This window comes from Amycolatopsis kentuckyensis (genome assembly GCF_041679295.1).
Taxonomy (GTDB): Bacteria; Actinomycetota; Actinomycetes; order Mycobacteriales; family Pseudonocardiaceae; genus Amycolatopsis; species Amycolatopsis kentuckyensis_A.
Map to the genome: position 1 here is coordinate 1 of NZ_JBGDMD010000029.1, position 13,449 is coordinate 13,449.

Annotated in this window: 13 protein-coding genes; 6 read left to right on the forward strand and 7 right to left on the reverse strand. The window is 72.2% G+C overall.

The window, feature by feature from the left end; translation table 11 throughout:
- Window positions 1-249: 249 nt before the first annotated feature.
- Window positions 250-2,598, forward strand: coding sequence for a RelA/SpoT family protein (locus tag ACERZO_RS49915; protein WP_372673090.1), 2,349 nt, complete (start codon window positions 250-252; stop codon window positions 2,596-2,598).
- On the opposite strand, the gene ACERZO_RS49920 is transcribed toward ACERZO_RS49915, so the two are convergent.
- On the reverse strand, window positions 2,574-3,833 hold the full coding sequence (locus tag ACERZO_RS49920) for an amidohydrolase family protein (protein ID WP_372673091.1): 1,260 nt from the start codon (window positions 3,831-3,833) through the stop codon (window positions 2,574-2,576). The genes ACERZO_RS49915 and ACERZO_RS49920 overlap by 25 nt on opposite strands.
- A 45-nt stretch (window positions 3,834-3,878) precedes the next feature.
- Here ACERZO_RS49920 and ACERZO_RS49925 point away from each other — a divergent pair, with 45 nt between their 5' ends.
- Window positions 3,879-4,301 (forward strand): MarR family winged helix-turn-helix transcriptional regulator, encoded by a 423-nt coding sequence (locus ACERZO_RS49925; RefSeq protein ID WP_372673092.1) that lies wholly within the window; start codon window positions 3,879-3,881, stop codon window positions 4,299-4,301.
- Here ACERZO_RS49925 and ACERZO_RS49930 read toward each other — a convergent pair.
- Both ACERZO_RS49930 and ACERZO_RS49935 read right to left on the reverse strand, forming a co-directional pair.
- On the reverse strand, window positions 4,298-4,699 hold the full coding sequence (locus ACERZO_RS49930) for a DUF1304 domain-containing protein (RefSeq protein WP_372673093.1): 402 nt from the start codon (window positions 4,697-4,699) through the stop codon (window positions 4,298-4,300). The two genes, ACERZO_RS49925 and ACERZO_RS49930, sit on opposite strands and share 4 nt — an antisense overlap.
- The gene (locus ACERZO_RS49935) at window positions 4,696-5,109 is read right to left on the reverse strand and encodes a cupin domain-containing protein (protein ID WP_372673094.1); all 414 of its coding nucleotides are present in this window, start codon (window positions 5,107-5,109) and stop codon (window positions 4,696-4,698) included. The genes ACERZO_RS49930 and ACERZO_RS49935 overlap by 4 nt, the downstream gene beginning before the upstream one ends.
- Window positions 5,110-5,198: 89 nt before the next feature.
- Here ACERZO_RS49935 and ACERZO_RS49940 point away from each other — a divergent pair, with 89 nt between their 5' ends.
- From ACERZO_RS49940 to ACERZO_RS49950, 3 genes are all read left to right on the forward strand, one after another.
- Window positions 5,199-6,218, forward strand: a complete 1,020-nt coding sequence (locus ACERZO_RS49940) for a helix-turn-helix transcriptional regulator (protein ID WP_372673095.1) — start codon at window positions 5,199-5,201, stop codon at window positions 6,216-6,218.
- Window positions 6,219-6,308: 90 nt separating this feature from the next.
- Complete coding sequence (locus ACERZO_RS49945) at window positions 6,309-7,976, forward strand: hypothetical protein (protein WP_372673096.1); 1,668 nt, start codon at window positions 6,309-6,311, stop codon at window positions 7,974-7,976.
- Complete coding sequence (locus ACERZO_RS49950; protein WP_372673097.1) at window positions 7,976-8,317, forward strand: hypothetical protein; 342 nt, start codon at window positions 7,976-7,978, stop codon at window positions 8,315-8,317. The genes ACERZO_RS49945 and ACERZO_RS49950 overlap by 1 nt, the downstream gene beginning before the upstream one ends.
- A 6-nt stretch (window positions 8,318-8,323) precedes the next feature.
- On the opposite strand, the gene ACERZO_RS49955 is transcribed toward ACERZO_RS49950, so the two are convergent.
- A complete protein-coding gene (locus tag ACERZO_RS49955; protein ID WP_372673098.1) occupies window positions 8,324-9,157 on the reverse strand; it encodes an alpha/beta fold hydrolase in 834 nt (277 codons plus the stop codon).
- Window positions 9,158-9,230: 73 nt separating this feature from the next.
- On the opposite strand from ACERZO_RS49955, the gene ACERZO_RS49960 reads away from it, so the two are divergent.
- A complete protein-coding gene (locus ACERZO_RS49960) occupies window positions 9,231-10,010 on the forward strand; it encodes an enoyl-CoA hydratase/isomerase family protein (protein WP_372673099.1) in 780 nt (259 codons plus the stop codon).
- Here the strand turns inward: ACERZO_RS49960 and ACERZO_RS49965 are convergent.
- From ACERZO_RS49965 to ACERZO_RS49975, 3 genes are all read right to left on the reverse strand, one after another.
- A complete protein-coding gene (locus ACERZO_RS49965) occupies window positions 9,997-11,790 on the reverse strand; it encodes a glycoside hydrolase family 97 protein (protein ID WP_372673100.1) in 1,794 nt (597 codons plus the stop codon). The genes ACERZO_RS49960 and ACERZO_RS49965 overlap by 14 nt on opposite strands.
- A gap of 78 nt (window positions 11,791-11,868) precedes the next feature.
- The gene (locus tag ACERZO_RS49970; protein ID WP_372673101.1) at window positions 11,869-12,432 is read right to left on the reverse strand and encodes a hypothetical protein; all 564 of its coding nucleotides are present in this window, start codon (window positions 12,430-12,432) and stop codon (window positions 11,869-11,871) included.
- Window positions 12,433-12,497: 65 nt separating this feature from the next.
- A complete protein-coding gene (locus ACERZO_RS49975; RefSeq protein ID WP_372673102.1) occupies window positions 12,498-13,274 on the reverse strand; it encodes a LysM peptidoglycan-binding domain-containing protein in 777 nt (258 codons plus the stop codon).
- Window positions 13,275-13,449 lie beyond the last annotated feature (175 nt).

Genomic DNA, 13,449 nt, shown 5'->3' on the forward strand with positions numbered 1-13,449 from the left:
CTTGTTCGTGGTGGGCTTGTTCGTGGTGGGCTTGTTCGTGGTGGGCTTGTTCGTGGTGGGCTTGCTGGTGGTGGGCTTGCTGGTGGTGGGCTTGCTGGTGGTGGGCTCACGCGTGGTGGGCTCACTCACGACGGAGAACCCGCTGGTCGGGGACCCGGCATCCCCCTGAACGGGCGCACCCGAGAGGGCCGCGAGGCGCAACGGCTACCCTGGTGGTTCGAACGGCCGCACGAGCAGCAGGAGGTGCGGGTGAGCCAGGAGCTCGACGCCGCGGTGCCCGCGAAAGAGGGCGCCCAGCAGAACGGGCAGGCGGCGGCCCAGCCGCCGAGGCCGAACGGTGCGGCGCCGAACCCGTCCGCGACCCGGCGGGTCCGGGCGCGCCTCGCCCGGCGGATCACCGCGCAGCGCGCGGCCCCGGTCAAGCAGGTCCTCGAACCCCTGGCCGTCATCCACCGCGAGCTGCACCCCAACGCCGACCTCGGGCTGCTCCAGCGCGCCTACGACGTCGCCGAGGAACTGCACCGGAACCAGCGGCGCAAGTCCGGCGACCCCTACATCACCCACCCGCTCGCCGTCGCCACCATCCTCGCCGAGCTGGGCATGGACACCACGACCCTGGTCGCGGCCCTGCTGCACGACACGGTCGAGGACACCGGCTACGCCGTCGAGAGCCTGAAGGCCGACTTCGGCGAGAAGGTCGCCGAACTCGTCGACGGCGTCACCAAGCTGGACAAGGTCAAGCTCGGCACGTCCGCCGAGGCCGAGACCATCCGCAAGATGGTCATCGCGATGGCCAAGGACCCGCGGGTGCTGGTCATCAAGCTCGCCGACCGGTTGCACAACATGCGCACCATGCGCTTCCTGCCGCCGGAGAAGCAGGCCCGCAAGGCCCGCGAAACGCTCGAAGTGCTCGCCCCGCTGGCCCACCGCCTCGGCATGGCCACGGTCAAGTGGGAGCTGGAAGACCTCGCGTTCGCGATCCTGCAGCCCAAGAAGTACGACGAGATCGTCCGCCTGGTCGCCGACCGCGCGCCCTCGCGCGACATCTACCTGCGGTCGGTCATCACCGACCTGACCAGCAACCTCGTCTCCTCGCGGATCACCGCGAAGGTCGAGGGCCGGCCCAAGCACTACTACTCGATCCACCAGAAGATGATCGTCCGCGGCCGCGACCTGGACGACATCCACGACCTCGTCGGCGTCCGGATCCTCGTCGAGGACGTCCGCGACTGCTACGCCGCGATGGGTGTCGTGCACGCGCTGTGGCAGCCGGTCCCCGGCCGGTTCAAGGACTACATCGCGCAGCCGCGGTTCGGCGTCTACCAGTCGCTGCACACCACGGTGATCGGCCCGGACGGCAAGCCGCTCGAGGTGCAGATCCGCACCTACGAGATGCACCGCACCGCCGAGTACGGCATCGCCGCGCACTGGCGCTACAAGGAAACCAAAGGCACGCACAACGGCAACGCCATGGACGTCGACGAGATGGCGTGGATGCGCCAGCTCCTCGACTGGCAGCGCGAGGCGGCGGACCCGGGCGACTTCCTCGAGTCGCTGCGCTACGAGCTCGCTTCGCGCGAGATCTTCGTGTTCACGCCGAAGGGCGACGTCATCACGCTGCCGGTGGACTCGACCCCGGTCGACTTCGCCTACGCCGTGCACACCGAGGTCGGCCACCGCTGCATCGGCGCCCGCGTCAACGGCCGCCTGGTCGCGCTCGAACGCAAGCTGGAAAACGGCGAAGTCGTCGAGATCTTCACGTCGAAGGCGGAGAACGCCGGGCCGTCGCGCGACTGGCTGCAGTTCGCCGGCTCGCCGAAGGCCCGCGCGAAGATCCGGCAGTGGTTCGCCAAGGAACGCCGCGACGAGGCGATCGAAGGCGGCAAGGAAGCCATCACCAAGGAGATCCGCAAGGTCGGCCTGCCGATCCAGCGACTGGTCTCCGCGGAGTCGATGGGCGCGGTCGCCACCGAACTGCGGCACGCCGACATCTCGTCGCTCTACGCGGCGGTCGGCGAGGGCCACACGAGCGCGAAGCACGTCGTGCAGCGGCTGGTCGCGCTGATCGGCGGCGTCGACGCGGCGGAGGAGGAGCTCGCCGAGCGCGCCACGCCGTCCACGGTCACCCGGCGCCGGGGTTCCAACGACGTCGGCGTCGTCGTCAAGGGCGCCAGCGACGTCTGGGCGAAGCTGGCCCGCTGCTGCACCCCGGTGCCGGGGGATGAGATCCTCGGGTTCGTGACCCGCGGCGGCGGCGTGTCGGTGCACCGCACGGACTGCACGAACGCCGGTGACCTCCAGTCCCAGCCCGAGCGGCTGGTCGAGGTCGAGTGGGCGCCGTCGGCGTCTTCGGTGTTCCTGGTGGCCATCCAGGTAGAGGCGCTCGACCGGCACCGCCTGCTGTCCGACGTGACCAAGGTGCTGGCGGACGAGAAGGTCAACATTCTGTCGGCCTCGGTGACCACGTCCCGCGACCGGGTCGCGGTCAGCCGGTTCTCGTTCGAGATGGGCGACCCCAAGCACCTCGGCCACGTCCTCAAGGTGGTCCGCGGCGTGGAAGGCGTCTACGACGTCTACCGCGTGACCTCGGCTTCCTGACCGATCCCGGAGGCGCCGGCAATCCGCTCGCGCGACTCCAGGAGCCGTGCGCGCAACGGCAGTAGGTCGACGTCGAGCAGCCGCCCGTGCCGTTTGACCGCCTTCCCGGCGACGAAGACGCTGTCCACCAGCCCGGGGTGACCGGCGCTGACGATCGTGCGGACCGGGTCACCGACGGGGAAGACCGAGAGGTCCTCGGCGTCCAGCAGGACCAGGTCGGCGTCCTTGCCGGGGCTGAGGCTGCCAGTGTCGCGCCCGCAGGTCCGGGCGCCGTTCACCGTGGCGAACTCGAGGACGTCGCGAGCGGTGACGCCGCCGCGTTCGGCGGCCAGTGCCGTGCGCATGGCGCCGAACAGGTCACCGCCGGCGGACAGGCAGTCATCGACCGACAGCGACGGGCGCAAGCCGGCGGCCAGCGCCCGGCCGGTGATCAGCGGCTCGAAGCCCATCTTCAGCTCGACGTCCGGGCTGACCGACACCGAGGAACCGGCATCGGCGAGCATGGCCAGCTGGTCGTCGGAGAGGCCGTTGCCGTGCACGATGGTCGTGCGGTCGTCGAGCAGGCCCCGCGCGCGCATGCCCTCGATCGGCCGGTCGCCGTGGCGCCAGCCACCGGTGCCGTGGACGTGCACGCTCACCGGCAGCCCGAGTTCCCGCGCCAGCGCCACATCCGCGGCGGTCTCGTCCATTGTGGACACCACCGGACCGCGCAGGCCGAGTGCCATGTCATCGCCGGGCAGCAGCTTGCGCACCCGCCGGATTTCCGGTGCGATGTCCGGCCCGTCCGCGCCGTAGCAGAAGATCGAGTGGCCGGGTGCGTCGCGCAACCCGGCGATCGCGGCGTCGGCGTTCTCCGGGTGGAGGGCGCAGTGGAACCAGTCGAGCATGGTCGTGACGCCGGAGTTCAGGGCTTCGAGGCGGCCGAGGAGGTTGCCCAGGTAGACGTCCTCTGGCTGGTAGTGCGGTTTGAGCGCGCCGTGCGCGGCGGCGCGGTACTGGTCGAACGTCCAGTCCGCGCCGAGGCCGCGGAACGCCGTCTGCCAGGTGTGCCGGTGCGTGTCGACGAACCCGGGCAGCACGATCTTCCCCGTCGCGTCGACGATCTCGGCGTCGACGTCGAGCGTGGTGCCGATGGCGGCGATCCGGCCGTCCTCGATGAGCACGTCGCCACGGGGAAGGTCCCCGAGCGCCGGATCCATGCTGACCACCATGCCGCCGCGCAGCAGTGTCTTCATCGGTCTCCTCCCAGAGTTGACGCGTCAACTCTGTATGCTACGCCCATGTTGGAGCCGGCGGAGTGGGAGTTCTGGGACACCTGGATGCGCGCCCACCGGCAGCTCGTCCGCGAACTGGACCGCGGGCTGCAGCGCGACTGCGGCATCTCGAAGGCCGAGTTCAGCGTGCTCATGACGCTGGACCGGCCGATGCGCGTCGGCGAGCTCGCCGACGCGCTCGACTGGGAGAAGAGCCGCGTAGCGCACCTGCTGACGCGGATGGAGCACCGCGGCCTGGTGGCGCGGATCGAAGACGGCGCGACCGGCCGGCGCACCGGGATCGAGCCGACCGAGGAAGGCCGGCGCACGGCCGAGCGCGCCGTCCGGGCGCACGGCGCCAGCATCCGCCGGCTCGTCCTCGACCGGCTCACGCCCGCCCAGGCCGCGGCCATCCGGGCCTGGAGCGAGCAGCTGCTCGAGTCCGGTTAGAACAGTGCCGCGACCAGGGCGCCCAGCGGCGGCACCGCCTGCGCGAGCGCACCGCCTCGGCCCGCGCCGCGCGGGCGGCTGAGGGCGAGCAGGTCGGACACGCCGAGAGCGAGCCCGGCGAGGGCCATGAAGCCGCAGCAGTACAGCACCAGGGCCTGCCCGGCGCGGGCGTCGCCGGTGTGCAGCAGGACGAGCCCGATGACCGGCCCGGCGGCGAGGAACAGGTTGTAGAACCCGACGTTGAACGACCACAGCCGGGTGGCGGGCAGGTTCGCCGCCGGGATCTTGAAGATGCCCTCGTGCACGCCCCGGCGTTCGAACAGCAGCACTTCCCAGGTGAACGCCAGCAGGTGCACCAGCACGGCCACCCCGGCGAAGACCTGCGCGACCGCGTTCACGAGGCCAGCTCGATGCCGTGCCGGCCGGCGATTTCCGGGGCCTGCTCCGGCGAAGCCCGGTCGACGTCGCGGAAGAACCGGCCCATGCCGCCGGTCAGGCTGATCGCCAGGAACTGCGCCGAGGGGGTGTGCACGGTGAAGGTGTTGGCCGCGCCCGCCGGGATGCTGATCGACGCGCCGGGACCGAGGTCGTGGAGCTCGCCCTCGACGTAGACGGTGATGCGCCCGTGCAGGACGTAGAAGGCTTTCGCCCAGGGTTCGGAGTGCGGCGGGACCGACGGCCCGCGGGGCGCGTCGACCTCGAACACCTCGAAGGCGTCGCCGGTGTGCTCCGCGCCGACCTTGACGGTGATGCGCGCGTCGCCGGTGTCGAGTTCCGGGCCGGCGCCCGGGGAGCTGAAGTGGGTCATGCCCACCGACGCTAGGAACCGGGGGAGCGGGCGGCCATCCCCGGATTCTGGGATACCCGTTCCGCCGTCCGGCGGCGCATACTCGGTCTATGTGGGAGGGTCGGGCGCAGGGCGCGCGGCGCGACATCGCCGCGCTCGCGACGGCGGGCCTCGGGGTCGCCGAGCTGCACGCCGCCGCGATCGAGCTGGTCGAGCGGGTGGTGCCCACCGAGCTGACCTGCTGGGCGTCGCTGGACCCGGACACCGCGGTGATCAGCTCGATGACCAGCGGGCGCGCCCGGATCCCCGGCGAGTACGAACCGCTGCTGGCGACGTACGAGTACGACGGCGCCCAGCCGCACACCTTCGCCGAGCTGGCCGCCCGGCCGGTGCCGGTGGCGCGGCTCTCGGACCTGCCGCGCCGGGACGTCGAACGCAGCGGCCGGCTCAACGAGGTGTGGCGGCCGCTGGGCCTGGACCACGAGCTGCGCGCGGTGTTCCGCGTCGACGGGACGTCGTGGGGCGCGGCCGGCCTGGTGCGGCGCGGCGAGTTCAGCGACCGCGAAGTCGAGTTCCTGACGGCGATCGCGCCGGCGGTGGCGGCCGCGACGCGGGTGGCCGCCCGCACGCGCGACGCGGGGGAGCCGGCGGCCCCGGCGATCGTCGTCGCCGGCCCGGACGGCCGGCAGCGCGCGGCCACCGCGGCGGCCGCGGCGTGGCGGTCCGAACTGGACGAGATCGCCCCCGGCCGGTTCGCGGTGCTGCTGCGGGCGGTGGTCACCGGCGCGCGGGCGGCGGCGACCGGTACCTTCCGCGCCCGGGTCCGCGACGCCCGTGGCGGCTGGATCGTGTTGCACGCCAGCCGGTTGGTCGCCGAGGACGCCGACGAGACGGTGGTGACGGTCGGGCGCGCGTCGGGGGCCGAGCTGCTGAGCGTGCGGCTGGCGGCCTACGGCCTGACCGCCCGCGAGCGCGACGTCTGCCGCGAGGTGCTGGCCGGCCGGTCCACAGTGGACATCGCGGACCGGCTCGGCATCTCGGCCCACACGGTGCAGGACCACCTCAAGTCGGTGTTCGGCAAGGTGGCCGTCCGAAGCCGGGGCGAACTGACGGCGAAGCTGCTTTCCTGAGCGTTTTTCCGCCCGGAATTGCGGTGCCGGTTTTCGGGGCTGCATGCTACGGTCCGCAAATTGCAGGGGCGGCCGAGCCGAGGGGGCAGCATGTCCGACGACACCACGCGCTACTTGTGTGCGGCATCGTATCTCGATCCCCGCTACAGCACCGAAGCCATCACCGAGTTCCTCGTCGAGCCGACCCGGCCGGTTCCGCCGTCACCGGGTCTCGACGCCGGTCGTGTGCTCACCGAGGCGGTCAGGGCGCGGGCGCGCCGCAAGAACTACGACGGCCTGCTGGTGGGGCTGATGGCCGTCGTCATCGGGCTGTCGTGGGACAACCCGCTGCTGTACGGCTGGATCGTGCTGTCGGTGCTGCTCGTGGTCGCGCGGGCGGGGAAGACCGCGTACGCGAACGAGCGGGTGTTCAACCCGAAGACGCTCGGCCTGGTGCTCGCCGCGGTCGTGGTTCTGTGGCTGCTGCTGACCTACTCGGACGAGATCTTCGAATCCCGGAGCTCGTATTCGTCGCGCTACGCCGAGGACGTCGAATTCGGCGACTCCCCGGGCGACGACACCGCCCGGGTCGTCATCGGCATCGTGCTGGCCCTGGTCGTGCTCATGGTCGTCACTTTCGAGCGCTGGTCGCTGTGGAACCTGCTGACCACGCGCTTCAAGCGCTTCGCCCCGCCCGCCCCCGACACCGGCAGCCTCTCCGGCCTGTTCACCGAAGACTTCCGCGAGCAGCTCGGCCGCTACCAGCGCGGTGACGAGTTCGCCGGGATGCCCGGTGCGCCGCTGGTGGTGTACCGCGGCTACAAACCGTTCGTGGGCGCGGGTTTCCGCCGCGACGCCTGGTCGATGGCGATCCCGCTGGAGCGGCTCGACGACGACGAGAGCGACCCGGAGACCCGGCGGGAGCTGACCACCGAGACGCTGTACGAGGAGATCCGCGGGGCGATCGCCGAACTGCGGCAGTCGGCCGCCCTGTCGCCGGACCGGCGGCTCGGCGGGCTGACCGTGACCGACGCCGTGTTCACCCCGGCCGCCGAGCTCATCGACCACCTCGCCGACGCCGAGGCCGCGTCCTACCTGCCGGACATCGAGTACCCGCCGCACACTCGGCTCAGCGAGGCCGACGTCGAGCGGATCCGGCGGGAGCCGAAGGAGTGGGCGCGCTACTACCTGTGCTTCCAGGTGGAGACCTGGGACCGGGACCTGGTGCTGACGACGTTCCTGCACGTGGCGGTGGACGACACGACGCTGTACGTCGAGTGGACGCCGTTCATGCTGCCGCCGATCAAGGCCGAATACCGCGTCGTGGACAAGATGCGGCAGGAGTCGCTGCGCCCGTTCGGGCAGGGGCTGCTCGGCTGGCTGGAGCTGCCGGCGAGCCTGCCGGGGCGGATCGCGAACCTGGCGTCGTGGATCCGGCGGCCGAAGCGCGAGGCCGGCGTCCTGGACCCGGAGCGCTACGGCGCCTCGAGCACCCTGCGCGAGCTCGCGGCGGTCAACCTCTTCACCGACTATTTCCAGCTCGTCGACGTCGAACGCTACGAGAAGATCATCGGGAGCCGGCTCCTGCCGACGATCGGCAAGCTGCTCGGCGACGCCGGGTTCTCGACGGCGAAGTTCGAGGAGCAGGCGGCGGTCGTGATCAACAACGACATCAGCATCGGCGGCGACAACCGCGCCCCGATCACCCAGACCGGGCAGCGCGGCCCGCGGCCGCGGGTGCCGAAGACGACCGGCCGCAACGAAGGAACGGAGGCCTGATGGGACACCGGATCACGAACAAGGTCAGCATCGGCGGGGACAACTCGGGCCGGATCACCCAGACCGGCATCGAGGGCGGCGGCGCCGAGGAGACGGTTTCCTCGCTGCTGCAGCTGGTCGAGCGGCTGACGGCCGAGGTGCGCGGGAAGGACCTCGCGAAGCAGGAGGTGCTGGAGGACACGCTCACCGACCTGGCGGGCGACCTGCGTGCGGGCGACGCCGCCGAGCCCGCGGTGGTCCGCAGCCGCTGGGAGAAAGTCAAGGGGCTGCTGGGCGGGCTCGCGCAGTTCTCCGAGCTCGTCGCGAAGATCTCCGACCAGGTGCAGAAGATCTTCACCTGAGCCGGATCAGAGCACCTTCCGCAGCAGCGCGGTGACTTCGGCCGGCCGTTCCATCCCCGGCAGGTGGCCGGTGTCGGGGAGTTCGACCAGCTCCGCGTCCGGCAGCGATGCCGCGAGGTGGTGGGACAGCTCGACGAGACCGGGCGCGTCCGCCGTCCCGATCACGACCAGAGCCGGGGTCGTGATCTCGCCCAGCCGGTGCCGCGTGTCCGGGATCTTTTCCGTCCACTGTGGAGCGGTGAAGTCGTGCCGGTAGACCTGCTCGCACATCTCCCGCACCAGCGCGACCATGTCCGGCGGCAGGACCGAGACGTCCCGCTCCGGGCCGGCCACCATGTAGCGGATGTTCGCCTCGGCCATCGCGCGCACATCGGCCTCGTCGACGTCGATCTCGCGAGCGGCGTACTGCTCGAGCCGCCCGGCGGGGAGCAGTTCCGCGGCGAGCCGCGCGATGTCCCGTTGCATGTGGTCCGGCCAGACGTGCCCGGTCAGGCCCGAGCCGAGCAGCGCGAGCCGGGTGATCCGCTCCGGCGCGGCCAGGGCGGCGTCCAGCGCGCACGCCCCGCCCATCGACGCCCCGACCAGCGCGGCCCGCTCGATCCCCCGGGCATCGAGCAGGGCCAGCAGGTCCTCGAAGTGGGCGTACTCGCCGGGGCCGTCGGCGGTTTCGCCGAAGCCGCGGCGGTCGTAGCGGATCACCCGGTGCGTGGCGGCGAGCGCGGTGAACTGGGCGTCCCACATCCGGCGGTCGCCGATCGCGGCGTGCAGCAGCACGACCGCGGGCCCCTCTCCCGCTTCGTCGTAGCCGAACGCCGTCCCCGCCACCTCGATCGTCGCCATGGCCCCAAGCTAGCCACCCGACCGTGTCACACACCGCAGTTTTCGCTCAGGGCGAGCAGTTAAGGTGCCAAGCATGACCGACGGATTCGAGCTGACGCGCGACGGCGAAGTCGCCCGGCTCACGCTGACCCGCCCGGAGAAGATGAACGCCATCACCTACGGCATGTGGTCGGCGATCCCGGACGTCGTGGCCGAGGTCGACGCCGATCCCGCGGTGAAGGTGCTCGTGCTCGCGGGCGCCGGGAAGCACTTCTCGGCGGGCGCGGACATCAGCGAGTTCGGCGAGCTGCGCACCACCGCTGACGGCGCGGCGAGCTACGACAAGGCGGTCGAGGGCGCGGTGGCGGCGCTGACCGCGCTGCGCAAGCCGTCGGTGGCGATGATCCAGGGCAACTGCATCGGCGGCGGCTGCCAGGTCTCGGTCGCCTGCGACTTCCGATTCGCCGCCGAAGGCGCCCGCTTCGGCATCACGCCGGCGAAGCTCGGCATCGTCTACCACTTCGACTCGACGCGCCAGCTCGTGTCGCTGGTCGGCCCGGCGCACGCGAAGTACTTCCTGCTGTCGGGCGAGCTGATCTCCGCCGGACGCGCCCGCGAGATCGGCCTGCTCAACGACGTCTTCCCGGCCGAGGCGCTGGAGGCCTCGACGCTGGAGTTCGCCGCGACGCTCTGTTCGCGGTCGCAGGCGTCGATCCGCGGGATGAACCGGATCATCGAGAAGATCGTGGCGGGCCAGGAGACGTCCGACGCCGAGGTCGAGGAGATCCGCTCCGAGGCCCTGCACGGCGTCGACTACGCGGAGGGCGTCGCGGCGTTCCTGGAGCGCCGCCCGCCGCGGTTCACTTTCCGCTGAGGACGGTCACGAAGCCGCCGTTCGCGGCGATCGGCACGTGCAGCCGTTCGCCGGCGGTGACCGTCGAGGTCTCCCGGACCAGCCCGGCCGGCCCGTCGCGCAGGGTGTCGGCGACCCAGCGGCCCGGTCCCAGGAAGTCGAGGGGTTCCGCCACCGCCGTGGCCGGGCCGGCGAAGATGCCGCCGACGAACCAGCGGTCACCCGAGCGGCGCGCGAACACCGCCGCGCGGCCGGGCCGGCCGGACAGCAGCCGGGTTTCGTCCCACACCGTCGGGAGGGCGTCGAGGGTGCGCAGGGCTTCCGGCCGGGCTTCGTAGTTCTCCGGCTTGTCCGCGCCGTGCTGCCAGCCGGACTCGTAGACGAAGAACGTCGCCACCTCGTGCGCGTCCGTCGTGTCCCGATCGGACACGACGAACGCGGTCGGCGTGTAGTCCATGCTGCCGACGACGTTGCGGGTGAAGGGGAACATCGTGTTGGTCGCCGCGCGCGTCTTGAGCTGCTCGGCGCCGCGGACGGCTTCGAAGCTCATGACGTGCGGCCAGGTGCGCTGGAACCCCCGCGGGATGGTCGCGCCGTGGAAGTTGAGCATCAGCCGCTGCCGGGCGGTCGCCCGCGCGATGTCGTCGTAGAACCCGAGCCGCGCCTGCGTGTCGGAGTCCATGAAGTCGACCTTGATCCCGGCCACGCCCCACGACTTGACCAGCGGCAGCCACCGCGCGCGTTCGGCCGGCGTGTCGAGGTCGTCCCAGCGGAACCAGAGGAGCACCTCGACGCCGCGGGCGCGGGCGTAGCGGATGACGTCCGGCGCCCAGGAGGCGTCCCAGCCTTCGTCGACGAGCAGGTACGGCCAGCCGTGGCGGGCGGCGAAGTCGGCGAACTGCCGCTGTCGCACGGGATCTCGCGGGCTGTCGTGTTCGGACAGCCACGACCAGGCGACCTTGCCCGGCCGCACCCAGGACGTGTCGTCCAGTTCGGACGGTCGCGCGAGGTCGTCGACCAAAGTGGACTCGGTGACCGTCGCCAGGTCGCCGGTGATCGCCACCCGCCACGGCGTGGCGAACGGCCCGGGCCCGGTGACGGCGGCGTCGGCCAGCTCGATGGCGTAGTCCGCCGTGCCGGCCGGGTGCGTCAGCCGGGCGCCGGAATACCGTCCGTCCACATCGGACTCCGTCAGCAGCGTGTAGCCGCCGCCGGTCTCGAACAGTGAGGGGAAGCCGTAGTCGCCGGCCGGTGCACCGCCCGCGGTGGTTTCGACGCGGACCTTCTCGTAGTTGGGGGAGTAGGGCAGCAGCCACGCCGGCGCCGCCGTGGGCAGCGTGAACGCCGACGCCTCGCCGAGCACGGTCCCGCCGGCGGGCAGCACGTACCGGTAGGCGACGCCGTCGGCGGCCGCGCGGATCACCACGTCCAGCCGGGTTCCGCGGGCACCGGTGAAGGACAACGTCGTCTCCGCCGCCCGCGCGTGGCGTTCCAGGCGCTTCCCGGTGGTCATCGAGTAGTGCTCGTCGACGACCCGATCGGTGCGGTGGCGGAACTCCAGGCCCCGGGTCAGGTAGGCGGCTCGCGTCCGCAGGCCCAGGGGGGCGGGGGCGAGCACGGTCGTGTCGCCGCGGGCGACGGCGAAGGTCAGGCCGCCGTCGCCGGTGCGGGCGACGGCGGCGGTCACCGCGCCGGTGAGGGTCACGGTCCAGCGGCCGGCGGCGCCGGCGGGCCCGCTCGTCACGACGGTGGCCGCCAACGCCAGCGCGAGGCCGAGCACCGGCCTTCTCCCGAACCCCAAGGAAGCTCCTTCGCCGCGCGGAATGACGTGTCGATCACCGATCTTCGGCGCTCGCCGCGGATCCCGCCAACGGGGGCGTCACGCATCCAGGTACGGGTGGAAGTGCTCGGCGACGAGGTCGGTCACCCCGGCGGGATCGAGCCGGCCGTCGATCTCGATCACGCGGATGCCGAGCTCCCGCGCCGAGCGGACGGCCTGGGCGGCGAGCATCCGGTCGCGCGTCAGGCGGCTGCGCTGCCGCGGGATGGTGGGCTCGTCCGGCCGGTGCCGCAGCTGGTGCTGGCGGAACAGCTCGGTCGGCACCAGCACGACCATCCGGCTCGGCGAGTCCACGAGCGGCGCGACCAGTTCCGGGCGCAGGCCCCGGCCCTCGGCGACGATCGGCCGCGGCGAGGCGAGGGCGCGCAGGTCGGCCAGCGCGCATTCGAACCGCTGCCGGAACTCGGCCAGCAGCGCGGTCAGCTGGTCGCCGGCGGGGGCGTCGTCGACCGCCGTGGCACCGGGGCGGGTCCGGTCGTCGTGGTGGTAGGTCGTCAGCCCGTGGCGCTCGGCCAGCAGCCGGGCGACGGTCGACTTGCCCGTCCACGGGGCACCACCGATCCAGAGCGTTGTGCGCAGAGTCCCGAACGGATCCGAGGTCATCGTTCGACTATCGCGGCACCGGCGCCCCGAAGGCCAGCGTTCGGGCGCTGGTTGATCCGTTCAGCTCAGGGCTCGGTTTCGCCGTCGACGACGAGCACGGTGGAGTCGTCGGCGAAGTCCGGTTTCCCGCCGAGCCGGAAGTGGAACCGCGAGCCGGGCCGGACGGCGGCGATCACCTGGGTCTCGGCCGTGTCGAGCACGATGATCGAGAGCTCGGTCGTGCTGGGCTCGGTGCGCAGGACTTCGGGCACGACCGGGATCGGCAGGGTGCCGCTGACCGAGCCGGAGCCGTCGTCGGCTTCGCCGGCCGGTTCGAACGGCGGCGGCGGGACGAGCCGCGGCCGGCGGCGCCACCAGAGCCCGGCGATCAGGCCGGTGAGCAATCCGCCGGTGCCGCTGACGGCGGAGGCCAGCCCGACGCCGAGACCGGAGGTTTCCCCGGCGGGTTCGGCTTCCGGAGCGGCGGCGGGCGGGGGAGAGGAGGGCAGCGGCCCGAACCGCACGGCGGGGTCGCGGGCGTCGTCGGGCAGCTGCAGCACCTGGCCGGGCTCGATGGCGGTGGGGTCGGTGAAGGGTGTCCCGTCGGGTCTCGGCCGGCCCTGGTTCAGCTTGAAGATTTCGGGGAACCGGTTGCCGTCACCCAGAGCGCGCTCGGCGATCTTGAACAGCGTGATGTCGTCGGGGTTGTCGGCGTGCGGGACGATGTAGTACTTGACGGCCGGCGGAGGCGGCTGGGTCTGCGCGAGCGCGGGACCCCCGGCGAGCACGGCGAAGAGGACACCGGCGGCCCCGGCCTGCCCGGCCCGCCCGAGCACGCGGCGCACCGCGGGGTTTGCGACCATGGTCGGCACCTCTCCCCGGTGACCCCGGCGGGTCCCGGTGTTGCCCCCTTTACACGGGGGCGGAGCGGGTGCGGTTCAGATCTTGCGCCCGGCAGCACGGTGCCGGGCCGCCCGGCGCGCTTCGGCCGGCCGGGCGGGCGCGCGCCTTCCTGCGGGTTTCCTCGGCACCGGTTCG